The following is a 23,851-nucleotide window of genomic DNA, read 5'->3' on the forward strand; positions in this document are numbered from 1 at the left end:
CTCCGGCCTGTGTCGCCAGTGGATAGGTTCCGGGCTCGATGCGCCTGCCATTGTCTTCTTTGGAATTGTCGCCAGGGCCGCGAGATTCACACACGAACCCCGATAGACCCGTTACTGCCGTGCCGTTGTGGAAGACTTTATAGGTACCGACCGTCCTGCGTCTGGTGCCCCTCATATGCTCGACTCTGCGGCTAATAAGAAGTTCCCAGCCAGTACCTGAAATCGCTGCCATTGCCACCTCCCCAAAGAGTTCAAGTTTGTTGATTTCACTGTCGTCGTCAAATAGTCCGCGTTGTAGATGTGACCCTAACATCTTCGAATTCTCTGCATTGTGAAGTTTGTCACGTTGGCGGTAGCCTCTTTTGAAGCATCGGCTGGAGTTTGTGTGCCGTCTGGTATTTCGTGACAAAGGCATTGCCGCGATAAAAGGGGGAGGGGCATCCGCCCCATGGGCGTAGACATATGAGGTCAGGTAGGGGTTGTTGTTTGCGTCAGATGGCGTCGCCCATGGCCCCTGGGCCTGGCCGCATGGGGCGATCGTCGCTATTATTTCATGCCATTCCTGATTGCCTTTTGCGGCACTTTGGCTAAGAGGGGCGCGACGCTTTCAATCGATCAATCGGGGACATCGCAATGACCGCCATCATCGACATTGTCGGGCGTGAAATCCTGGACAGCCGTGGAAATCCGACCGTCGAGGTCGACGTCGTTCTCGAAGACGGCTCGATGGGCCGCGCCGCGGTGCCGTCCGGCGCGTCGACCGGCGCGCATGAGGCCGTCGAACTGCGCGACGGTGGCGCCCGCTATCTCGGCAAGGGCGTGCTCAAGGCGGTCGAGGCCGTCAATGGCGAGCTGTTCGAGGCGATCGGCGGCATGGAAGCCGAAAACCAGATCCACATCGACCAGACCATGATCGAGCTCGACGGCACGCCCAACAAGAGCCGGCTCGGCGCCAACGCCATTCTCGGCGTTTCGCTGGCGGTCGCCAAGGCAGCAGCGGAAGCCGCCGGCCTGCCACTCTACCGCTATGTCGGCGGCACCAAGGCGCATTTACTGCCGGTGCCCATGATGAACATCATCAATGGCGGAGCGCATGCCGACAATCCGATCGATTTCCAGGAATTCATGATCCTGCCGGTCGGCGCGCCGACTTTGCGCGAAGGCGTGCGCTGGGGCTCGGAAATCTTCCACACGCTGCGCAAGAAGCTCAAGGATGCCGGCCACAACACCAATGTCGGCGACGAAGGCGGCTTCGCGCCCAATCTGAAGAGTGCGCCGGTGGCGCTCGATTTCATCATGGAATCGATCGAGAAGGCCGGCTTCAAGCCGGGCGAAGAGATCGCGCTCGGTCTCGACTGTGCGGCGACCGAATTCTTCAAGGACGGCAATTACGTCTATGAGGGCGAGAAGAAGACCCGCGATCCCAAGGCGCAGGCCAAGTACCTGGCCAAGCTCGCCGCCGACTATCCGATCATCTCGATCGAGGACGGCCTGGCCGAGGACGACTGGGAGGGTTGGAAGTACCTGACCGATTTGATCGGCAACAAGACGCAGCTGGTTGGCGACGACCTCTTCGTCACCAACACGGCGCGGCTGCGCGACGGCATCCGCATGGGTGTCGCCAATTCGATCCTGGTCAAGGTCAACCAGATCGGCTCGCTCACCGAAACGCTCGACGCTGTCGAGACCGCGCACAAGGCAGGCTACACAGCCGTCATGTCGCACCGTTCGGGCGAAACCGAGGATTCGACCATCGCCGACCTCGCCGTCGCCACCAATTGCGGGCAGATCAAGACCGGTTCGCTGTCGCGCTCGGATCGCATGGCCAAGTACAACCAGCTGATCCGCATCGAGGAAGAGCTCGGCAAGCAGGCGCGCTACGCTGGCAAGTCGGTGGTCAAAGCCTAAATTCTGCCGAACTGGCGAAAACGATGGAAGGGCGGGATTTTCCCGCCCTTTTTCGTTGCGGCCGCTGGCTAATGCACCTGTCCGTAACCGTCCATTAAGCACAATCGAGCGACAAATGGCGGTCAAAGGATTGCGACCATGTGGACACGCCAGCACAAGCAGAGAAACACCGGCCGGCTGATCATCCCGTCCCTTTGCGTGGCGTTCCTGGCCTATTTCGGCTTCCATGCCTATCATGGCGAGTTCGGCATCAATTCCAAATATCAGCTCGAAGCGCAGACCATCGAATTGCAGGCCAAGTACGATGCCATCAAGGCGCGCCGGGTCGATCTGGAGCGGCGTGTCCAGCTGATGCATGAGGGTACGCTTGAAAAGGATATGCTCGACGAGCAGGCACGCCGGGCGCTCAATCTGTCCCAGCCCGATGAAATCACCATCATGCTGCCGGCCAATTCGAAATAACCAAGTTTCAGTTAATCGCTGTTATCTCTAATGATTCTGGGCGTTTAGGCGCATGCCAGCCATGCATTTTTCTGCATGGCGAAACGCGGTCTCGCATGTTAGCTTCCCTCCAATCGGTGGGGAGGAGCTGATCCTCCCCGGAGCAGACATGGTCTGCTTTAGTGTCCGCAAAGAGACGCCAACAGGGAGTGATGCATGGCCACCGCCGCCAAAAAAGCGCCTGCCAAATCCGTTAAATCGACGTCCGCCAAATCAACGGGGCTTTCCGCCCCCAAGCCGGCTGACTTCACCAAGGACGAGGAGCTTGCCGCCTACCGGCACATGCTGCTTATCCGCCGCTTCGAGGAAAAGGCCGGCCAGCTCTACGGCATGGGCTTTATCGGCGGCTTCTGCCACCTCTATATCGGCCAGGAAGCGGTCGTCACCGGCATGAAGATGTCGCTGATCAACGGCGACCAGATGATCACCGCCTATCGCGACCATGGCCACATGCTGGCGATGGAACTTTCCCCGCGCGGCGTCATGGCAGAGCTGACCGGACGCCGTGGTGGCCTGTCGAGGGGCAAGGGCGGCTCCATGCACATGTTCTCCAAGGAGAAGCATTTTTACGGCGGCCACGGCATTGTCGGCGCGCAGGTCTCGCTCGGCACCGGTCTCGCCTTCGCCAACCGCTACCGCGACAACAACAATGTGTCGCTGACTTATTTCGGCGATGGCGCTGCCAACCAGGGTCAGGTCTATGAAAGCTTCAACATGGCCTCGCTGTGGAAGCTGCCGGTGATCTACATCATCGAGAACAACCGCTACGCCATGGGCACTTCGGTGTCGCGCTCGTCGGCCGAAACCAATTTTTCGCATCGCGGCGCCTCGTTCAAGATTCCCGGCATTCAGGTCGACGGCATGGATGTGCGTGCGGTCAAATCCGCCGGCGATCAGGCGACCGAATGGTGCCGTGCCGGCAACGGTCCGATCATCCTCGAGATGCAGACCTATCGCTATCGCGGTCACTCGATGTCGGATCCCGCGAAATACCGCTCCAAGGAAGAAGTGCAGAAGATGCGCTCGGATCATGATCCGATCGAGCAGGTCAAGGCGCGGCTGACGGCCAAGAAGTGGGCGACCGAGGACGAGCTCAAGAACATCGACAAGGAAGTCCGCGACATCGTCGCCGACGCTGCCGAATTTGCCCAGCACGACGCAGAGCCGGATCCGTCCGAGCTCTGGACCGACATCGTATTGTAACGGGAGGGCAAGGACATGCCGATCGAAATTCTCATGCCCGCTCTCTCGCCGACCATGGAAGAGGGCAATCTTTCCAAGTGGTTGAAGAACGAGGGCGACAAGGTCGTCGCCGGTGATGTCATCGCCGAGATCGAAACCGACAAGGCGACGATGGAAGTCGAGGCCGTCGATGAAGGCACGATCGGCAAGATCGTGGTTCCCGCCGGCACCGAAGGCGTCAAGGTCAATGCGGTGATCGCCGTGTTGCTGCAGGACGGCGAAAGTGCAGGCGACGTCGAAAAGAGCGGCAAGCCTGGCTCCACCCAGGATGCCGTTTCCGCTGGCGGTCAGCGGACCGATGCAGCCGAGGAAGGTTCAAAAGCGGCTCCCCAGGATGCCGGCGAGGCTCCGAAGGCAGTTCCCGCCGCTCCGGCGGCCAAACCTGCGGTCGATCCCGATATTCCCGCCGGCACCGAGATGGTCTCGACCACGGTGCGCGAGGCCTTGCGCGATGCCATGGCCGAGGAAATGCGCCGCGACGGCGATGTCTTCGTCATGGGCGAGGAGGTCGCGGAATACCAGGGCGCCTACAAGATCACGCAAGGGCTGCTGCAGGAATTCGGGCCGCGCCGCGTCGTCGACACGCCGATCACCGAGCACGGCTTTGCCGGCGTCGGCGTCGGTGCGGCGATGGCCGGCCTGAAGCCGATCGTCGAATTCATGACCTTCAACTTCGCCATGCAGGCGATCGACCAGATCATCAACTCCGCCGCCAAGACGCTCTATATGTCGGGCGGCCAGATGGGCGCACCGATCGTGTTCCGCGGACCGAACGGGGCTGCCGCCCGCGTCGGCGCCCAGCATTCGCAGTGCTATGCCGCCTGGTACAGCCATATTCCCGGGCTAAAGGTGGTGATGCCGTATACGGCGGCCGACGCCAAGGGCCTGCTCAAGGCAGCGATCCGCGATCCGAACCCGGTCATCTTCCTCGAAAACGAAATCCTCTACGGCCAGTCCTTCGACGTGCCGAAGCTTGACGATTTCGTGCTGCCGATCGGCAAGGCCCGCATTCACAAGCAGGGCAAGGACGTCACCATCGTCTCGTTCGGCATCGGCATGACCTATGCCATCAAGGCGGAAGCCGAGCTGCGCGGCATGGGCATCGATGCCGAGATCATCGATCTCAGGACCATCCGTCCGCTCGACCTCGACACCGTCATTGCCTCGGTGAAGAAGACCAACCGCTTGATCGTGGTCGAAGAAGGTTTCCCGCAAAGTTCGGTCGGCGACCACATCGCCAACCAGGTTTCGCAGCGCGCCTTCGATTTCCTCGACGCGCCGGTCATCACCATCGCCGGCAAGGACGTGCCGATGCCTTATGCGGCGAACCTCGAAAAGCTGGCCTTGCCCAATGTCGGCGAGGTCATCGAGGCGGTCAAAGCCGTCACGTATCGCTGAGCCGGTCGGGAGGACATCATGCCAATCAACATCACCATGCCGGCGCTGTCGCCCACGATGGAAGAGGGCAATCTTTCCAAGTGGCTGGTCAAGGAAGGCGACAAGGTTTCGCCGGGCGACGTGATCGCCGAGATCGAGACCGACAAGGCGACGATGGAAGTCGAGGCCGTCGATGAGGGCACGGTCGCCAAGCTGGTCGTTCCGGCCGGCACCGAAGGCGTCAAGGTCAATGCGCTGATCGCCATTCTCGCCGGCGAAGGCGAGGATGCAGGGGCGGCGGCAAAGGGTGGTGGCGATGCCGCGCCCGCGAAAGCCGATGCCAAGCAGGATAAGGCGTCAATCTCCCCACCCGTGGGGGAGATGTCGACGAAGTCGACAGAGGGGGGCGCTGCCCCGCCGACCTCTCAGTCTGTCGCGCCCCCCTCTGGCCTGCCGGCCATCTCCCCCACAAGGGGGGAGATCAGCCAATCGTCAGGCGAGCGCACCTTCGCTTCGCCGCTGGCTCGTCGCATCGCCAAGGATGCCGGAGTCGACGTGTCCGCCGTAACCGGCACCGGCCCGCATGGCCGTGTCGTCAAGGCCGATGTCGAGGCGGCGATTGCCGGCGGTGGCGCCAAGGCTGCACCGGCCGCGAAAGCCGCACCTGCCGGCGCTCCGGCACCTGCGGCTCCGGCTGCGGCACCCAAGGCGATGTCGGACGAACAGGTGCTGAAGCTGTTTGCCGAAGGGTCCTATGAGCTCGTCCCGCACGACAATATGCGCAAGACCATTGCGCGCCGCCTGGTCGAGGCCAAGACAACCATCCCGCATTTCTACCTGACGCTCGACTGCGAGCTCGATGCGCTGCTGGCGCTGCGCACACAGATCAATGCGGCTGCTCCGACGAAGAAGACCGACAAGGGCGAGGCTCCCGTCTACAAACTCTCGGTCAACGACATGGTGATCAAGGCGATGGCGATGGCGCTGATGGCGGTGCCGGATGCCAATGCATCGTGGACCGAAAGCGCCATGGTCAAGCACAAGCACGCCGATGTCGGCGTTGCCGTGTCAATCCCCGGCGGCCTGATCACGCCGATCATCCGCCACGCCGACGAAAAGACGCTGTCCACTATCTCCAACGAGATGAAGGATCTGGCGAGCCGTGCCCGCAGCCGCAAGCTGAAGCCGGAGGAATATCAAGGCGGCACGACGGCGGTCTCCAATCTCGGCATGTTCGGCATCAAGGACTTTGCCGCCGTCATCAACCCGCCGCATGCGACGATCCTGGCGGTGGGTGCGGGCGAGCAGCGGCCGGTGGTCAAGAATGGCGAGATCAAAATCGCCAATATCATGTCGGTGACGCTGTCGACCGATCACCGCGCCGTCGACGGTGCGCTCGGCGCCGAACTTCTGGTCGCCTTCAAGCGCATGATCGAAAATCCGATGGGCATGCTAGTCTAGGAAGGAAAAAGGCTGTGCGGAAATTCGTCACCAGCCTTTTCGCCCTGATCCTTTCCGGCCTGGCCGGCGGGCTGGTGGCGCTGTGGCTGGCAATCGCCACCAATGCGAATTCGGAATACATCCTGGTCTTCATGGTTTCGGCGCTGGTCACCATCGTTGCGACGGTGGCATTTTTCATCGCGCAGTTCGTGCCAAATCCGCAAAGGGCGATAAACCTGGCGGGGATTGTTGGGATTGCGTTGTTCGTGCTGGCCGGAATCGGGCTGATTGCCTGGACCTTCTCGCAACCGCCGGGCAAGGCCCAGTGGTCAGGCGATCTTCACTTTGGCGCCGGTCTGATTTTGCCAAGCATCGCCACGGTTATCGTGCAGTGGCTGTTCGTGGGATGGCGCGTGCGGCGCGGGCTTAGGGCGGAGGCGGGTGCGGGTGCATGAAGACGATCCTCTGCTATGGCGATTCCCTGACCTGGGGCTACGACGCGGCGAGCCTTGGCCGCCATGCTCTGGAAGATCGCTGGCCGAGCGTGCTCAAGGCGGCGCTGGGCGACGATGATATCGAGGTCATCGCCGAAGGGCTGAACGGTCGCACCACGGCATTCGACGACCATCTGGCCGGTGCGGACCGCAACGGCGCCAAGGTGCTGCCGACGATCCTGACCAGCCATGCGCCGCTCGACCTGATCATCATCATGCTCGGCGCCAACGACATGAAGCCCTGGATCCACGGCAATCCGGTCGCGGCCAAGCAGGGGGTGCAGCGGCTGATCGACATCGTGCGCGGCCACGATTATCCGTTCGACTGGGCCGCGCCGCAAATCCTGATCGTCGCGCCACCAGCGGTCAGCCGCACCGACAATGCCGAATTCAAGGAAATGTTTGCCGGCGGCGACGAGGCCTCGAAGCGGCTGGCGCCGCAATATTCCGCGCTCGCCGACGAGGCCGGCTGCGGCTTTTTCGATGCCGGCACGGTGGCCGAGACCACACCGATCGACGGCGTCCATCTCGATGCCGAAAACACGCGAAATATCGGCCAGGCGCTGGCGCCATTGGTGCGCGTGATGCTGGAACTCTAGAGAAAAATCAGGGAGAAACCCCGTGGCTGAATCCTACGACGTCATCATCATCGGCTCAGGCCCCGGCGGCTATGTCACGGCGGTGCGCTCCGCCCAGCTCGGCTTCAAGACTGCCATCGTCGAGCGTGAGCATCTCGGCGGCATCTGCCTCAACTGGGGCTGCATCCCGACCAAGGCGCTGCTGCGCTCGGCCGAGATCATGCACTATTCCGACCATCTGAAGGACTACGGCCTGAAGCTCGAAGGCGGCAAGGTCAGCGCCGACACGGCCGCTGTCGTCGACCGCTCGCGCAAAGTGTCGTTGAGGCTCAATGGCGGCGTCGCCTTCCTGATGAAGAAGAACAAGGTCGACGTTATCTGGGGCGAGGCCAAGCTTTCAAAGCCAGGTGAAATCGTCGTTTCCAAGACGGCCAAGAAACCGATGGAGCCGCAGCCGCCGGTGCCGAAGGGCGTCAAGGGCGAGGGGACCTATACCGCCAAGCACATCATTCTCGCCACCGGCGCCCGGCCGCGCGCGCTGCCCGGCATCGAGCCGGACGGCAAGCTGATCTGGACCTATTTCGAGGCGATGGTGCCGAAGGAGATGCCGAAGTCGCTGCTGGTCATGGGTTCGGGCGCCATCGGCATCGAGTTCGCCTCCTTCTACCGCACCATGGGCGCCGAGGTGACGGTGGTCGAGCTTTTGCCGGCGGTGATGCCGGTCGAGGATGCCGAGGTCTCGAAATTCGCGCAGAAGCAGTTCGAGAAGCAGGGCATGAAAATCATCCTCGAGGCCAAGGTGACCAAGGTCGAGAAGGGTGCCAACTCGATCACCGCCCATGTCGAGATGAAGGACGGCAAGGTCGAGAAGATCACCGCCGACCGCATGATCTCGGCCGTCGGCGTGCAGGGCAACATCGATAATCTCGGCCTCGAGACGCTCGGCGTGAAGACCGATCGCGGCTGCGTCGTCATTGACGGCTATGGCAAGACCAACGTTCCCGGCATCTACGCTATCGGCGATGTCGCCGGACCGCCGATGCTCGCCCACAAGGCCGAGCATGAAGGCGTGGTCTGCATCGAGAAGATCGCCAATTTCCCCGGCGTGCATGCGACAGACAAGCTGAAGATCCCGGGCTGCACCTATTGCAACCCGCAGGTCGCCTCGGTCGGGCTCACCGAAGCCAAGGCCAAGGCCGAAGGCAAGGACATCCGCGTCGGCCGTTTCCAGTTCGGCGCCAACGGCAAGGCGATCGCGCTTGGCGAGGACCAGGGCTTCATCAAGACCATCTTCGACAAGAAGACCGGCCAGCTGCTCGGCGCGCATATGGTCGGCGCCGAGGTGACGGAGCTGATCCAGGGCTTTGTCGTGGCGATGAACCTGGAGACCACCGAGGAAGAGCTGATGCACACCATCTTCCCGCATCCGACGCTGTCGGAGATGATGAAGGAAAGCGTGCTCGATGCCTATGGCCGTGCGCTCAACGCGTGATAAATTGGTGCCGCGAGACTCAGACGCATGCGCCGGAGGAACCTTACGGCAAGACAGTTCGTTTCCGGATGCATTTTCACCTGACACTGGAGGAGTTGGCATATGGACGTGAATGGCGTGGGCTGGATTGCGGCCATCATCATCGGCGGTTTGGCCGGGTGGCTGGCCGAGATGGTCATGAAGAGCAATACCGGCGTCTTGATGAACATCATTATGGGCATTGTCGGCGCGGTGGTGCTGAACGCAATTCTCAGGGCGCTCAACATCGAACCCTTCGGTGTCGGCTGGCTCGCCTACCTGATCACCGGCTTCATCGGCGCCTGCCTGCTGATCTTTGCCGGGCGGCTCATACGCCGCTAGACTACCGCTATGCGAAAAAGGCTGTGGCGGCATGCGCCGCCGCGGCCTTTTTCTTTGCACCGAAAAGTCCTAGATGACGTCAGAAGGGCGAATGCCGACGGGCAGACGCCAACAAGTCAGGTTTGAGATGGTCACTGTTCTCGACACGATCGCCAACGCGCCGCGCCTGCGGCACCCCGAGAAGGCACACAAGCCTGATCAGGACGTGCTGCGCAAACCCGACTGGATCCGCGTCAAGGCGCCGATGTCGAAGGGCTATGCCGAAACCCGCGAGATCGTGAAGTCGCACAAGCTGGTCACCGTGTGCGAAGAGGCCGGCTGCCCCAATATCGGCGAGTGCTGGGAAAAGAAGCACGCCACCTTCATGATCATGGGCGAGATCTGCACGCGCGCTTGCGCCTTCTGCAATGTCGCCACCGGCATTCCCACCGCGCTCGATGCCGATGAGCCGGCGCGTGTCGCGCATGCCGTCAAGCAGATGGGGCTGACCCATGTCGTCATCACCTCGGTCGACCGCGACGATCTCGCCGATGGCGGCGCGCAGCATTTCGCCGAGGTTATCCGGGCGATCCGAGCAGCGACGCCCTTGACCACGATCGAAATCCTGACGCCCGATTTCCTGCGCAAGGAGGGCGCGCTGGAGATCGTCGTGGCGGCCAAGCCCGATGTCTTCAACCACAATCTCGAAACCGTGCCGTCGAACTACCTGACGGTGCGGCCGGGTGCTCGCTATTTCCACTCGATCCGGCTGTTGCAGCGGGTCAAGGAGCTCGACCCGTCGATCTTCACGAAGTCCGGCATCATGGTCGGCCTCGGCGAAGAGCGCAACGAGATCCTGCAACTGATGGACGACCTGCGCTCGGCCAATGTCGACTTCATGACCATTGGCCAGTATCTGCAGCCGTCGAAGAAACACCACCCGGTGATCCGCTTCGTCACGCCGGAGGAGTTCAACTCCTTCGCGACGATCGGCAAGACCAAGGGTTTCCTGCTGGTGGCGTCGAGCCCGCTGACGCGCTCCTCGCATCATGCCGGTGACGATTTCGCCAGGCTGCGGGCGGCGCGTGAGGCGCAGCTCAAAAAAGCCAGTTAAATCCTGCTTCAATGCCGAAATTCGAAGCCACACGCCGCGTTGCCCACACGCCGGAGCAGATGTTTGCGCTGGTCGCCGATATCGAGACCTATCCTGAATTTCTGCCGCTGTGCGAGGCGCTGACGGTGCGCTCGCGCAAGGAGCGTGACGGCCGCACCATTCTCCTCGCCGATATGAGCATCGGCTACAAGGCGATCCGCGAGACCTTTACGACGCAGGTGCTGCTGAAGCCGGACGAGAACACAATCGATGTCAAATACATCGATGGACCGTTCAAATATCTGAGCAATATCTGGCGCTTCGAGCCGGCCGACGGCGGCGGCTGCAACGTCCGCTTCTTCATCGACTACGAGTTCAAGAGCCGCATCCTCGGCGTGGTGATGGGCACCATGTTCGATCGCGCCTTCCGCATGTTTTCCGAAGCCTTCGAAAAACGTGCGGACGTCATCTACGGAACGACGCCCATCTCATGAGTGTCGCCGAGCGCGCGCAGCCCGATCTCCAGCGCATGCTTGACCGTCTCGCGGCGGATGAAGTCGCGGCCATTGTCGGCAAACATATTGAGCTCGGCAGCCACCGGCCCACGTCTTAGGGCAACTCCGAACCAGACGAGGCCGACCGGTTTTTCCGGCGAACCGCCGCCTGGGCCGGCAATGCCGGTGACGGCAAGCGCCAGCCCGGCGCGCGAGCGCGCCAGAGCGCCCGCCGCCATCTCCAGAACCGTTTCGCGCGAGACGGCGCCATGCGCCTCGAGTGTGGCGGGCGAGACGCCGAGCATCTCCATCTTTGCTTCATCGGAATAGGTGATGAGGCCGCGATCGACGACAGCGGACGAGCCGGCAATGTCGGTCAGTGCCGAGATGATCATGCCGCCGGTGCAGCTCTCGGCCGTCGCCAGCATGATGCCGCGCTGCCGGCAGACCTGGAGCAGGGCGTTGGCAAGATCGCTGTTGTTCATGCGGGAACCTCCCCGGGGAAGACGACACTGGCTGTGGCGATGGCGGCGATGCCTTCCTCGCGGCCGACAAAGCCGAGTTTTTCGTTGGTCGTCGCCTTGATGGAGATGCGATCGCTGGAAATGCCCAGCATCGCCGACAACGCGTTGGTCATGGCCTCGCGATGCGGGCCGACGCGCGGCGCCTCGCAGATCAGCGTGATGTCGGCATTGGCAATGCGGCCGCCGCGTTCGCGCACCAACCTGGCCGCATGCTCGACGAAGATCTTTGACGCCGCGCCCCTCCATTGCGGATCGGAAGGCGGGAAATGCGTGCCGATGTCGCCGGCGCCGCAAGTAGCGAGCAGCGCATCGGTCAGCGCGTGCAGGCCGACATCGGCATCCGAATGGCCCGAAAGCTTCTTGCCGTGCGGGATGGCGACGCCGCACAAAGTGACATGGTCGCCAGCCTCGAAGGCGTGCACGTCATAGCCATTGCCGGTGCGAATGTCTGGAAAACGCTCGCCAGTAAGCCGTTGATCCGCCATCGCGATATCCCTTGCCCAGGTCAATTTGACATTGTCCGGCGATCCCTCGACGATTTTCACCGGAATATGCGCCCATTCGGCGATCGCGGCATCGTCGGTGAAATCCGCCTTGCCTAGATGATGGGCCTTTTCATGCGCGGCGAGCAACGGCCAGAACGGAAAGCCCTGCGGCGTCTGCGCGGCATGAAGGCCGGCCCTTGGCACCGTCTCCTCGATCATGCCGGTGCCCGACTCGCGCTTCAGCGTATCGGCGACGGGCAAAGCGGGCAGCGCGCCCTGGCGCTCGCCAATGGCCGCAATGGTGCGGTCGATCAGGGCCGCGTCGACAAAGGGCCGCACCGCGTCATGGACAAGGACACGGCCGGGCGTACGGTCCCTCAGCGCCAGCAGGCCGAGCCGGACCGATGCCTGGCGCGACTCGCCACCGACCACGGCGGTAACCCGCTCGGCATATACGCCGGCTGCCTTGTCAAAAAGCGCGCGGTCATCGGCATGGATGGCGACGACGACGGGACCAATTTCGGGATGCGCCAGGAAAGTCTCCAGCGTGCGCGCGATAACGGCACGGCCGCCGATGCGCTGATATTGCTTCGGCCCGTCGGCCTGTCCGGCGCGCGCGCCGCGGCCGGCTGCAACGATGACCACGCCGACCTTGTCGGTCGTCGCCTCGGCCGGTTTTTCGCTTGCGTCTGTCATGCCGAGAGGCTTAGTCGCGGCTTATGGCGAAGGCCAGCATTTTCCCAAATGCGCCGCAATGTGACGTCATTGCGCGTTGCACAATGCCTTTCTTATGGCTAGAGAATGTGCAGCAATCCGATATGCTTGGTTTTTGTGCATGCCTGAAGTGACAAAATTGGCTTCGCCGCTCGACATTGGCGGCGTGACGATCCGCAACCGCGTCTTCCTCGCGCCCATGTCGGGAATAACGGACGAGCCGTTCCGGCAGCGCGCCTACGCGCATGGCGCGGGCCTGGTCGTGTCGGAAATGGTGGCGAGCGGCGAGCTTGCCAAGGGCAGGGCCGGCTGCGACCTGCGCATCCGTCATTCCGGGCTGCCCGTCCATATGGTCCAGCTTGCCGGCCGCGAGGCCGAGCACATGGCCGAGGGCGCGCGCATCGCTGCCGGCGAGGGCGCCGACATCATCGACATCAATATGGGCTGCCCGGCCAAGAAGGTGACCGGCGGCTATGCCGGCTCGGCGCTGATGCGCGATCTCGACCATGCGTTGTCGCTGATCGAAGCGGTGATCGGCGCGGTCCAAGTGCCGGTCACGGTCAAGATGCGGCTCGGCTGGGACGACAATGCGCTCAATGCACCCGTTTTGGCGCGCCGCGCCGAAGAGGCCGGTGTTAAAATGGTGACCGTGCATGGGCGCACGCGCTGCCAGTTTTATCAAGGCAAGGCCGATTGGGGCGCCATCGCCCGCATCAAGGACGCCGTCTCGATCCCGGTGGTCGCCAATGGCGATGTGGGCTCGCCCGCGGAGGCCGCCGAAATCCTTGAACAGTCGGGCGCCGACGCGGTTATGATCGGTCGTGCCCATTATGGCGCGCCATGGACGGCGGGCCGCATTGCGGCGACGGCTGCGGGCGACGCGCTCTCGGGCGTGCCGGAAAGCCCGCAAGCCATGGCCGACTACATCGTTTCCCACTACGAGGACATGCTGACGCTTTACGGCGTCGAAAGTGGCTTGCGCCAGGCGCGCAAGCATCTCGGCTGGTATCTCGACCGCCACGCTGCTGGCGTTTCCGATGAGCGGCGGAAAGCCATCCTCACCTCTTTCGAACCCGCCCGCGTCATTGCCTTGCTGCATGAGGTGTTTTCCGGCGAAGCCACGCCCTTGCGGAGCGCCGCATGAACGCCACCGTCACACCGAGCTCCGACATGGCGGATGCCGCCAGTATAGTGCTGAACACCATCCGCCGTCCCGTCATCATGGTCGATCCCGATGGGTTCATCACCTACGCCAATGCCGACGCGGAAGACTTCTTCCGCTCCAGCGCCAACATGCTGGCACGCAACACACTGTCCAAGCTGATCCCGTTCGGCAGCCCGCTGTTGCAACTGGTCGACCAGGTGCGCGAGCGCCGTGCGCCGGTCAACGAATACCGTGTCGACGTGTCGTCGCCGCGTCTCGGCATCGAGAAGGTCGTCGATCTCTATGTCGCGCCGGTGCCGGAATTCCCAGGCTCGATCGTGGTGATGTTCCAGGAACGCTCGATGGCCGACAAGATCGACCGGCAGATGACACACAGGGGTGCCGCGCGTTCGGTCACCGGCCTTGCCGCCATGCTGGCACATGAGATCAAGAACCCGCTGTCCGGCATACGTGGCGCCGCACAGCTGCTCGAACTCTCGGCGTCCGACGAGGATCGCGCGCTGACCCGCCTCATCACCGACGAGACCGATCGTATCGTCTCCCTCGTCGACCGCATGGAAGTGTTTTCCGACGAGCGGCCGATTGACCGCTATCCTGTCAACATCCATGTCGTGCTGGACCATGTGAAGGCAATCGCGAAGAACGGTTTTGCCAAGAGAATCAGGATATTGGAGGACTATGATCCATCATTGCCTCCGGTTTTCGCCAACCGCGACCAACTGATCCAGGTGTTTCTCAACCTGGTCAAGAACGCTGCCGAGGCGATCGGCGGCGACCCGCAGGGCGAGATCGTGCTGTCGACCGCGTTCAGGCCGGGCATCCGCGTTTCCGTTCCCGGAACCCAGGACCGCGTGTCGCTACCGCTTGAATTCTGCGTGCGCGACAATGGGTCCGGCGTTTCGGAAGACATTCTGCCGATCCTGTTCGATCCGTTCATCACCACCAAGCCGAACGGGTCGGGGCTCGGCCTGGCGCTGGTGGCGAAAATCGTCGGCGAGCATGGCGGCATCATCGAATGCGATTCGACGCCGCGCGGCACCACCTTCCGAATCCTGATGCCGGCCTGGAAAGAAACACCCATCGACACTGCCGATGATGAAGGCGAAGGAGACCGCAAATGACGGTTCGCGGCAATATTCTCGTCGCCGACGACGATGCGGCCATCCGCACCGTGCTCAATCAGGCGCTGTCGCGCGTCGGCCATGAGGTGCGCGTGACCTCCAACGCCTCGACGCTGTGGCGCTGGGTGGCGGCGGGCGAGGGCGATCTGGTGATCACCGACGTTGTCATGCCGGACGAGAACGCCTTCGACATGCTGCCGCGCATCAAGAAGGCGCGGCCCGAGCTGCCGGTCATCGTGATGAGCGCGCAAAACACTTTCATGACGGCGATCCGTGCTTCCGAAACAGGTGCTTACGAGTATCTGCCGAAGCCGTTCGACCTGACCGAGCTGCTCAATATCGTCAACCGGGCGCTGTCCGAGCCGCGGCGGCCGAAGATCGATACGCGGCCGGAAGAGCAGCCGGATGCCATGCCGCTGGTCGGACGCTCGGCCGCCATGCAGGACATCTACCGCATGCTGGCGCGCATGATGCAGACCGATCTGACGGTGATGATCTCGGGCGAGTCCGGCACCGGCAAGGAACTGGTGGCGCGCGCGCTGCACGAATATGGCCGCCGCCGCGGCGGTCCGTTCGTCGCCATCAACATGGCGGCAATCCCGCGCGACCTCATCGAATCGGAACTGTTCGGCCATGAGAAGGGCGCCTTCACCGGCGCGCAGAACCGCTCCACCGGCCGCTTCGAACAGGCCGAGGGCGGCACGCTGTTCCTCGACGAGATCGGCGACATGCCGATGGAAGCGCAGACGCGGCTGCTGCGCGTGCTGCAGCAGGGCGAATACACCACGGTCGGCGGGCGCACCCCGATCAAGACCGATGTGCGCATCGTCGCCGCCACCAACAAGGATCTGCGCACGCTGATCAACCAGGGGCTTTTCCGCGAGGATTTGTTCTATCGCCTGAATGTCGTGCCGCTTCGGCTGCCAGGCTTGCGTGAGAGGTCGGAAGACATTCCCGATCTGGTGCGGCATTTCTTCAAGATCGGCGCCAGCGAAGGCTTGCAGACCAAGCGCATTTCGACCGGCGGCATTGAATTGATGAAGCGCTATCCGTGGCCCGGAAACGTGCGCGAACTGGAAAACCTGGTGCGCCGGCTTGCCGCGCTCTATTCGCAGGACGAAATATCCGCCGAGATCATCGAAGCCGAGCTGAAGACAGGCGAAAGGCCGGTCGTTCCCGGCGGCGGCAATTTGATCCCGGACGATCTCTCCATCGGCCAGGCGGTAGAGCACTTCCTGCAGCGCTATTTCGCCTCTTTCGCCGGCGAATTGCCGCCGGCAGGTCTCTATCAGCGCATCCTGTCCGAGGTCGAATATCCGCTGGTCCTGGCTTCCATGACGGCAACGCGCGGCAACCAGATCAAGGCGGCCGAATTGCTCGGCTTGAACCGCAACACGCTGCGCAAGAAGATTCGCGAATTGGGCGTCAACGTCTACAAATCGTCGAGATCGTGAGCGCGTACCGCCCGAAGTGACGCCAGGTCATCCCCTTTTCAGGGGATCGGCAGCCGAAAGATTTCCGTCACGGCCACACTTGTTGCATAATCGCCACAATGCGTTGCATACATCCAACGCAATCACTGGCTCTTAGACGGCGACATGGCTTCGCAAGCTCTGACATCAAACGAACCGCTTTTCAGCAGACCCGGCCAGAGGGATGGACGCCGGCTGCTTGCGTTGCCCGGCGTTGTCGCGATTGCCGGTGCGCTGGTTACGGCGGCAATCTCGTTTGCGATTCTTGTCGGCGCGACGCCGATCACGCCAGACGCAAACACAACGCTGACGCTGATTGCGGCCAACGCCGTATTCGTGCTGGCGCTGATCGCACTGGTCGGCCGCGAGGTGCATCGCATCACCATGGCGCGCCGGCACGGCAAGGCGGCCTCGCGGCTGCATGTGCGCATCGTGACGATGTTTGCGCTGGTTGCGGCCATCCCCGCCATCATGGTGGCCATCATCGCCTCGATCACGCTCGATATCGGCCTTGACCGCTGGTTCGAGATCCGCACCAAGGCGATCGTCAACTCGTCGCTGTCGATCGCTGACGCCTACGTGCAGGAAAACGCTCGCAATCTTCAGGGCACGACGCTGTCGATGGCCTACGATCTCGACGCCTCGCGCACGCTTTATGGCCTCGATCGAACCGGCTTTCTCGACTTGATGAACAAGGAAGCCGTCGGCAGAAGCCTGGTGCATGCGGCGCTGGTCAGGGAAGACGGCTCCTTTGTCGTGAGTGCCCAGACCGATGCGAATTTCGCCATGCCGGCACCGCCAGAGGGCGCGGTGGCGAGTGCGGCCGACGGCAAGCCGGTGCTGATCGAGCCGAAGACGCGCAACATCATGGGCGCCATTATCAAGTTGCGTGAGATCGAAGGCCTCTATCTCTACACCAATCGCCTCGTCGACCCCGAAGTGATCAAGGCACGGGCGATCGTCCAATCCAACACCGCGGAATATCGCGGCCTGGAAGACAACAGGCGGACCTCGCAGGTGGCGTTTGCGCTTCCCTATCTGTCGCTGACGCTGATCATCATCCTGTCGGCCATCTGGACCGGCATAGCGGTGGCCGACCGTCTGGTGCGGCCCATCCGCCAGCTCATCGGCGCGGCTGACGAGGTTGCGACCGGCAATCTCGATGTCGCCGTGCCGGTACGGCCTTCCGACGGCGATGTCGCCTCGCTTGGCGATACGTTCAACAAGATGCTGCTTGAGCTAAAATCGCAGCGCAACGAGATCCTGTCGGCCAAGGATTTGATCGACGAACGGCGTCGTTTCTCGGAAGCGGTGCTGGCCGGCGTCACCGCCGGCGTCATCGGCGTCGATCCCTACGGCATCGTCTCCATCGTCAACAAATCGGCCGAAACGATGCTGGCCATTTCGGCCACGGCAGCACTTGGGCAGAACCTGTCCGCCGTGCTGCCGCATGTCGGCCGTGTCTTCGAGATCGGCCGCAAATCCGGCAAGCCGGTCTATCGCGAGCAGGTCACCTTCTATCGCACCGGCGCCGAGCGCACCTTCAACGTGCAGATCACCATCGAGGCCGGCGCTGATGGCGAGGACGAGAAATCCTACGTCGTGACGGTCGACGACATCACCGATCTGGTCCAGGCGCAGCGCTCGTCGGCTTGGGCGGACGTGGCGCGGCGCATCGCGCATGAGATCAAGAACCCGCTGACGCCGATCCAGCTCTCGGCCGAACGCATCAAGCGCCGCTTCGGCAAGGTCATCACCGAGGACCGCGAGATTTTCGACCAGTGCACCGACACTATCATCCGGCAGGTCGAGGATATCGGCCGCATGGTCGATGAGTTCTCCGCTTTCGCCCGCATGCCCAAGCCCGAAATGAAGGCCATCGATCTGCGCGAATCGCTGCGCGAGGCCTCGTTCCTGGTCGAAGTCAGTCGCGCCGATATCGCTTTCGAACGCGTTTTCGGCAACGAGCCGCTCAAGGGCACCTTCGATAGCCGGCTGATGGCGCAGGCTTTCGGCAACGTGATCAAGAACGCGGCCGAAGCGATTGACGGATTGGAACAAAAGGACGGTTCGCACGGCATAATCCGGATTCAAGCTGCCCGGCAGAATGGCGCGATCAGAATCGACGTCATCGACAATGGCAAAGGCTTGCCGCGCGAGAATCGCCAAAGGCTGCTCGAGCCCTACATGACGACGCGCGAGAAGGGCACCGGGCTCGGCCTCGCCATCGTCAAGAAGATCGTGGAAGACCATGGCGGACGGCTCGAACTGCACGATGCGCCCGCGGACTTCCACGGTGGACGCGGCGCGATGATCTCGATCATCCTGCCGCCAGCTGCCGCAACCGCGCCGCCACGCGGTCAAGGCGAAACGGAACACGAACGAGAAACTGAAAAGGTCGGTAATGGCGTCTGATATTCTCATCGTCGATGACGAGGAAGACATCCGTGAACTCGTCGCGGGCATATTGAGCGACGAAGGGCATGAAACCCGCACGGCATTCGATGCCGACAGCGCGCTCGCGGCAATCGCCGACCGGGCGCCGCGGCTGATTTTCCTCGACATCTGGTTGCAGGGCTCGCGCCTCGACGGGCTGGCGCTGCTCGACGAGATCAAGACGATGCATCCGAGCCTGCCGGTGGTGATGATCTCCGGCCACGGCAATATCGAGACAGCGGTGTCGGCCATCCGCCGCGGCGCCTATGATTTCATCGAGAAGCCGTTCAAGGCCGACAGGCTGATCCTGATCGCCGAGCGGGCGCTCGAAACCTCGAAATTGCGGCGCGAGGTGTCCGACCTCAAGCAGCGCAGCGGCGAAACCTTCGACCTGATCGGCATGTCGTCGGCGATGAGCCAGCTGCGCCAGACCATCGAGCGCGTGGCGCCGACCAACAGCCGCGTCATGATCATCGGTCCGTCCGGCTCGGGCAAGGAGCTCGCCGCGCGCGCCATCCACACGCTGTCGACGCGCAAGGGCGCGCCGTTCGTGACGCTGAGCGCGGCCAACATCACGCCCGAGCGCATGGAGATCGAGCTGTTTGGCACCGAATCGAACGGCACCGAGCGCAAGGTCGGCGCGCTTGAAGAGGCGCACCGCGGCATTCTCTACATCGACGAAGTGGCCGACATGCCGCGCGAGACGCAGAACAAGATTTTGCGCGTGCTGGTCGAACAGCAGTTCGAGCGGGTCGGCGGCACCAAGCGGGTCAAGGTCGACGTCCGCATCATCTCCTCGACCTCGCAGAACCTGGAGGCGATGATCGCCGACGGCCGTTTTCGCGAAGACCTCTATCACCGCCTGGCGGTGGTTCCGGTCATGGTGCCGGGCCTGGCCGAGCGGCGAGAGGACATTCCCTATCTCGTCGACAATTTCATGAAGCAGATCGCTCGCCAGGCCGGCATCAAGCCGCGCCGCATCGGCGACGATGCGCTTGCCGTGCTGCAGGCGCACAACTGGCCGGGCAATGTCCGCCAGCTGCGCAACAATGTCGAACGGCTGATGATCCTGGCGCGTGGCGACGATATCGATGCGCCGATCACCGCCGACCTGTTGCCGTCGGAGATCGGCGATGTCATGCCGCGCACGCCGAACCAGTCCGACCAGCACATCATGGCGCTGCCGCTGCGCGAGGCGCGCGAACAGTTCGAGAAGGACTATCTGATCGCCCAGATCAACCGTTTCGGCGGCAACATCTCGAAGACGGCGGAATTCATTGGCATGGAGCGCTCGGCGCTGCACCGGAAACTGAAGTCGCTGGGGGTCTGATCCCCATTGTTGTTGGTCCAGCGGGCCGTGGCCCGTGCAATTGCCGGTTACGGCAGCGGCGGAATCGCCTAGAAATAGCGAGACTGTTCTGAGGGATAACCCATGCCGCGCATTGCCTATGTGAACGGGCGCTATGTCGCCCATGCCGACGCTGCCGTGCATATCGAGGATCGCGGCTATCAGTTCGCCGACGGCGTCTACGAGGTCTGCGAGGTGGCGCAGGGCTTTGTCGTCGACATGCCGCGCCATCTTGCCCGGCTGAACCGCTCGCTTAGCGAATTGTCGATCAACTGGCCGGTCACCAAGGGCGTGCTGCCGCTTCTTCTGCGCGAAATCGTCCGGCGCAACCACGTCGTCAACGGCCTGGTCTATGTCCAGGTTACGCGCGGTGTTGCCAGCCGCGACTTCGTTTTCCCGGCCGATACACCGTCATCGCTGGTGATTACGGCCAGAAAGGCCGACCCGGTGGCGGCCGCCAAGCGAGCCGAGGCGGGCATCAAGGTCATCACCGTGCCGGAAAACCGTTGGGACCGGGTCGACATCAAGAGCACCGGCCTGCTGCCCAACGTGCTGGCCAAGCAGAAGGCCAAGGAGGCCGGCGCCCAGGAAGCCTGGTTCGTCGACACCGATGGCAACGTCAAGGAGGGCGGCTCGTCCAACGCCTGGATCGTTACAAGGGACGGCGTTCTGGTCACCCGGCCGGCGGAGCATGGCATCCTGCGCGGCATCACCCGCACGACCATGTTCGAAGTGGCGGCAAAGCTCGGGTTGACGATCGAGGAGCGCGGGTTTTCAGTCACTGAAGCCAAGGCGGCGCGAGAAGCTTTCATCAGTTCGGCAACGACAATCGCCATGCCGGTCGTGGCAATCGACGGTGCCGCGGTCGCCAATGGGCACCCCGGTTCGATAACACTTTCATTGCGGCAAGCCTTTTTTGACGTTGCGGAAAAAAGTCCAGCCTGATAACCGCACAGACGGACTGCACATCAATATATCTCGTTCTGCTTGTCGTTACTGACGACAAGGGGGTGTTTGCAAGCTTGACATGTGCCCGCTAATTTGGCGCATTAGCCTGCAAACCGAAGGGGATCGGCGAAAGACAAGAACAATGGCGGAACGATCGCAAAACCTTCAGGACCTGTTCCTGAATTCTGTTCGCAAGAGCAAAAATCCACTCACCATCTTTCTCATCAACGGCGTCAAGCTGACCGGCGTGGTCACTTCCTTCGACAATTTTTGTGTTCTGCTGCGCCGTGACGGCCACTCCCAGCTCGTCTACAAGCATGCCATTTCCACGATCATGCCGAGCCAGCCGGTTCAGATGTTCGATGGCGAGGAAAGCCAGGGCGCCTGATTGGCACGTGAAAAAGACGCGGACCGCGGCGTCCGCGGGAAACCAGCACATAATTCCGGGACGGAAGCCACAGGTCCGACCCGGGCGGTTGTCATTGTGCCGGTGCTTTCCCGGCATCAGCGCAACGATGACGAAACGAACCGTCCACGGCTGACGCGTTCGGCGGATGCGCGCCACGACGAAGCGGTCGGCCTTGCCCGCGCCATCAACCTGGATCTGATCCACACGGCGGTGGTCACCGTCAACGATCCACGCCCGGCAACCTTGCTCGGCAGCGGCAAGGTCGCGGAATTCGCCGAGATCGTCAAAGAGGGTCACGCGGAGGTGGTCATCGTCGACCATCCGCTGACGCCGGTGCAGCAGCGCAATCTCGAAAAAGAAATGAATGCCAAGGTGCTCGACCGCACCGGGTTGATCCTGGAGATTTTTGGCGAGCGCGCGCGGACCAAGGAGGGCACGCTGCAGGTCGAACTCGCCCATCTCAACTACCAGAAGGGCCGCCTGGTGCGGAGCTGGACCCACCTAGAACGCCAGCGCGGCGGAGCCGGCTTCCTCGGCGGCCCCGGCGAAACCCAGATCGAATCGGACCGGCGGCAGCTGCAGGAAAAAATCATCAAGCTCAAGCATGAGCTGGAAACGGTGCGCCGCACCCGCGACCTGCACCGGGCCAAGCGCAAGAAGGTGCCGTTCCCGGTGGTGGCGATCGTCGGCTACACCAATGCCGGCAAGTCGACGCTGTTCAACCGGCTGACCGGGGCCGACGTGCTGGCCGAAGACATGCTGTTTGCCACGCTCGACCCGACGCTGCGCCGCGTGCGCCTGCCGCACGGCACGCCGATCATCCTGTCGGACACAGTCGGCTTCATTTCAGACCTGCCGACGCATCTGGTCGCCGCCTTCCGCGCCACGCTGGAAGAGGTGGTCGAGGCCGATCTGGTCATCCATTTGCGTGATATCTCAGATCCGGATACCGCAGCGCAAGCCGAGGACGTCGAGCGCATTCTCGCCGATCTCGGCGTCGATGCCGGCGATGCCAAGCGCGTCGTCGAAGTGTGGAACAAGGTCGACCTGCTCGACGACGGCAACCGCGAGCGTCTGCTTGCCGACGGCACTGACGCCAGCAAGGCGCCGCCGATCGCCATCTCGGCCGTCACCGGCGAAGGCATCGATGCGCTGAAGGCGCTGATCGAGACCAGGATGTCGGGCGAACTGGAGGAATTGACGGTGACGATCGAACCGGCGCAGTTCGGCCTTGTCGACTGGCTCTACCGCAATGGCGACGTCGTTTCGCGGGTAGACAATGAGGATGGCAGCGCAACCATCGCACTCAAGGCCACGCACAGCGCGCGGCGTGAGATCGAAAGCCGATTGCACCGCAAAAACAGAGAGTAAGCCTGATTATTTCGCGCTCTTGGCCTGCTGCCAGAGCGCTTCCATCTCGTCCAGCGTGGCTTTTTCGAGCGTGCTTCCCGTGGCATCGATGGCGCGCTCGACATAGTGAAAGCGTGTGCGGAACTTTTCGTTGGTGCCGCTCAGCGCCGCTTCCGAATCGAGCTTGAGGTGACGCCCCAGATTGACGACGGCGAACAGCATGTCGCCGAACTCGTCCTTGATCTCCGCCGTTTCGCCCTTGGCCAGCGCCTCGCGCAATTCGCCGATCTCTTCCTCGATCTTGTCGAGGATGGGTGCTGCCTCGCTCCAGTCGAAACCGACACGGGCAGCCTTTTCCTGCAGCTTCAGCGCCCGCGTCAAAGCGGGCAGGGCGACGGGCACGCTGTCCAGGAACCCCTTGCCATTGTCTTCGGGGTCGAGGCCGCGGGCGAGGCGCGCACTTCGCTTTTCAGCCTTCTCCTGCGCCTTGATCTTTTCCCACATGCCCTTGGCCATGCCGGCGTAGCGCGCCTTCTCGTCGCCGAAGACATGCGGATGGCGCCGGATCATCTTGGTGGTGATGGCCTCGACCACATCGCCAAAGGCGAAGTCGCCGGTCTCCTGCGCCATCTGCGCGTGGTAGACGACCTGCAGCAGGAGGTCGCCTAATTCGTCGCGCAGATCGTCGAGATCGCCGCGCGCAATGGCGTCCGCCACCTCGTAGGCTTCCTCGATCGTATAGGGTGCGATGGTCGAGAAATCCTGCTCGATGTCCCAGGGACAGCCGGTCTTCGGCGCCCTGAGCGCCGCCATGATCTCGATCAGCCGGGAAATGTCGCGCGAAGGTTTCATGCGGCGAATGCTATCCCGCTGCCTGTCGTGCGGCCAACGCTGTCAGCTGGCGGCCTGACCTTGTCCACA

General features: G+C 62.6%; 22 protein-coding genes. 19 read left to right on the top strand and 3 right to left on the bottom strand.

Annotated features, from left to right (window positions below):
- Positions 1–633 precede the first annotated feature (633 nt).
- The 11 genes from eno to NKH54_RS22395 all read left to right on the top strand — a co-directional run bounded on the left by eno (position 634) and on the right by NKH54_RS22395 (position 10,958).
- Positions 634–1,908, top strand: coding sequence for a phosphopyruvate hydratase (eno, locus tag NKH54_RS22345; protein WP_023682561.1), 1,275 nt, complete (start codon positions 634–636; stop codon positions 1,906–1,908).
- Positions 1,909–2,046: 138 nt separating this feature from the next.
- Positions 2,047–2,370, top strand: a complete 324-nt coding sequence (locus tag NKH54_RS22350) for an FtsB family cell division protein (protein ID WP_023688447.1) — start codon at positions 2,047–2,049, stop codon at positions 2,368–2,370.
- A gap of 195 nt (positions 2,371–2,565) precedes the next feature.
- Positions 2,566–3,612 (top strand): pyruvate dehydrogenase (acetyl-transferring) E1 component subunit alpha, encoded by a 1,047-nt coding sequence (gene pdhA / locus NKH54_RS22355; protein WP_023682559.1) that lies wholly within the window; start codon positions 2,566–2,568, stop codon positions 3,610–3,612.
- 15 nt (positions 3,613–3,627) lie between these two features.
- Positions 3,628–5,049 carry a pyruvate dehydrogenase complex E1 component subunit beta gene (locus NKH54_RS22360; RefSeq protein ID WP_352908909.1) on the top strand — a complete coding sequence of 474 codons (1,422 nt, stop codon included), beginning with the start codon at positions 3,628–3,630 and terminating at the stop codon, positions 5,047–5,049.
- Positions 5,050–5,067: 18 nt separating this feature from the next.
- Positions 5,068–6,489 (top strand): pyruvate dehydrogenase complex dihydrolipoamide acetyltransferase, encoded by a 1,422-nt coding sequence (locus NKH54_RS22365; protein WP_023668916.1) that lies wholly within the window; start codon positions 5,068–5,070, stop codon positions 6,487–6,489.
- Between the two features lie 14 nt (positions 6,490–6,503).
- Positions 6,504–6,923, top strand: a complete 420-nt coding sequence (locus NKH54_RS22370; protein WP_027050835.1) for a hypothetical protein — start codon at positions 6,504–6,506, stop codon at positions 6,921–6,923.
- Positions 6,920–7,561, top strand: coding sequence for an SGNH/GDSL hydrolase family protein (locus NKH54_RS22375; protein ID WP_023755213.1), 642 nt, complete (start codon positions 6,920–6,922; stop codon positions 7,559–7,561). The genes NKH54_RS22370 and NKH54_RS22375 overlap by 4 nt, the downstream gene beginning before the upstream one ends.
- A 22-nt stretch (positions 7,562–7,583) precedes the next feature.
- Positions 7,584–9,032: a dihydrolipoyl dehydrogenase gene (lpdA, locus tag NKH54_RS22380; protein ID WP_023668919.1), complete on the top strand. Its 1,449-nt coding sequence runs from the start codon at positions 7,584–7,586 to the stop codon at positions 9,030–9,032.
- A gap of 102 nt (positions 9,033–9,134) precedes the next feature.
- Complete coding sequence (locus NKH54_RS22385) at positions 9,135–9,392, top strand: GlsB/YeaQ/YmgE family stress response membrane protein (RefSeq protein ID WP_023668920.1); 258 nt, start codon at positions 9,135–9,137, stop codon at positions 9,390–9,392.
- 127 nt (positions 9,393–9,519) lie between these two features.
- On the top strand, positions 9,520–10,485 hold the full coding sequence (gene lipA, locus NKH54_RS22390; RefSeq protein WP_023688453.1) for a lipoyl synthase: 966 nt from the start codon (positions 9,520–9,522) through the stop codon (positions 10,483–10,485).
- 11 nt (positions 10,486–10,496) lie between these two features.
- A complete protein-coding gene (locus tag NKH54_RS22395) occupies positions 10,497–10,958 on the top strand; it encodes a type II toxin-antitoxin system RatA family toxin (RefSeq protein WP_023835245.1) in 462 nt (153 codons plus the stop codon).
- Here the strand turns inward: NKH54_RS22395 and NKH54_RS22400 are convergent.
- Positions 10,934–11,443 carry a CinA family protein gene (locus NKH54_RS22400; protein WP_353028886.1) on the bottom strand — a complete coding sequence of 170 codons (510 nt, stop codon included), beginning with the start codon at positions 11,441–11,443 and terminating at the stop codon, positions 10,934–10,936. The two genes, NKH54_RS22395 and NKH54_RS22400, sit on opposite strands and share 25 nt — an antisense overlap.
- The gene (locus NKH54_RS22405) at positions 11,440–12,663 is read right to left on the bottom strand and encodes a bifunctional 2-C-methyl-D-erythritol 4-phosphate cytidylyltransferase/2-C-methyl-D-erythritol 2,4-cyclodiphosphate synthase (protein ID WP_353028887.1); all 1,224 of its coding nucleotides are present in this window, start codon (positions 12,661–12,663) and stop codon (positions 11,440–11,442) included. Before NKH54_RS22405 ends, NKH54_RS22400 begins: the two co-directional genes overlap by 4 nt.
- A 139-nt stretch (positions 12,664–12,802) precedes the next feature.
- Between NKH54_RS22405 and dusB the strand changes: the two genes are divergently transcribed.
- The 8 genes from dusB to hflX all read left to right on the top strand — a co-directional run bounded on the left by dusB (position 12,803) and on the right by hflX (position 22,951).
- Positions 12,803–13,825 (top strand): tRNA dihydrouridine synthase DusB, encoded by a 1,023-nt coding sequence (dusB, locus tag NKH54_RS22410; RefSeq protein ID WP_353028888.1) that lies wholly within the window; start codon positions 12,803–12,805, stop codon positions 13,823–13,825.
- Positions 13,822–14,967 (top strand): two-component system sensor histidine kinase NtrB, encoded by a 1,146-nt coding sequence (locus NKH54_RS22415; protein ID WP_023706549.1) that lies wholly within the window; start codon positions 13,822–13,824, stop codon positions 14,965–14,967. The genes dusB and NKH54_RS22415 overlap by 4 nt, the downstream gene beginning before the upstream one ends.
- Positions 14,964–16,421 carry a nitrogen regulation protein NR(I) gene (gene ntrC / locus NKH54_RS22420; protein ID WP_023710528.1) on the top strand — a complete coding sequence of 486 codons (1,458 nt, stop codon included), beginning with the start codon at positions 14,964–14,966 and terminating at the stop codon, positions 16,419–16,421. The genes NKH54_RS22415 and ntrC overlap by 4 nt, the downstream gene beginning before the upstream one ends.
- 144 nt (positions 16,422–16,565) lie before the next feature.
- Positions 16,566–18,854, top strand: coding sequence for a sensor histidine kinase NtrY-like (locus NKH54_RS22425; RefSeq protein ID WP_353028889.1), 2,289 nt, complete (start codon positions 16,566–16,568; stop codon positions 18,852–18,854).
- Positions 18,844–20,205: a nitrogen assimilation response regulator NtrX gene (ntrX, locus tag NKH54_RS22430; protein ID WP_023668929.1), complete on the top strand. Its 1,362-nt coding sequence runs from the start codon at positions 18,844–18,846 to the stop codon at positions 20,203–20,205. Before NKH54_RS22425 ends, ntrX begins: the two co-directional genes overlap by 11 nt.
- A gap of 102 nt (positions 20,206–20,307) precedes the next feature.
- Positions 20,308–21,168 (top strand): D-amino-acid transaminase, encoded by an 861-nt coding sequence (locus NKH54_RS22435; RefSeq protein WP_023682546.1) that lies wholly within the window; start codon positions 20,308–20,310, stop codon positions 21,166–21,168.
- A gap of 145 nt (positions 21,169–21,313) precedes the next feature.
- Complete coding sequence (gene hfq, locus NKH54_RS22440) at positions 21,314–21,559, top strand: RNA chaperone Hfq (protein ID WP_006202172.1); 246 nt, start codon at positions 21,314–21,316, stop codon at positions 21,557–21,559.
- Positions 21,560–22,951, top strand: coding sequence for a GTPase HflX (hflX, locus tag NKH54_RS22445; protein WP_353028890.1), 1,392 nt, complete (start codon positions 21,560–21,562; stop codon positions 22,949–22,951).
- A gap of 6 nt (positions 22,952–22,957) precedes the next feature.
- Here the strand turns inward: hflX and mazG are convergent, their stop codons facing one another.
- Positions 22,958–23,782, bottom strand: a complete 825-nt coding sequence (gene mazG / locus NKH54_RS22450; RefSeq protein WP_353028891.1) for a nucleoside triphosphate pyrophosphohydrolase — start codon at positions 23,780–23,782, stop codon at positions 22,958–22,960.
- Positions 23,783–23,851: the final 69 nt, after the last annotated feature.

It is taken from the genome of Mesorhizobium sp. M1004 (genome assembly GCF_040318795.1).
Taxonomy (GTDB): Bacteria; Pseudomonadota; Alphaproteobacteria; order Rhizobiales; family Rhizobiaceae; genus Mesorhizobium.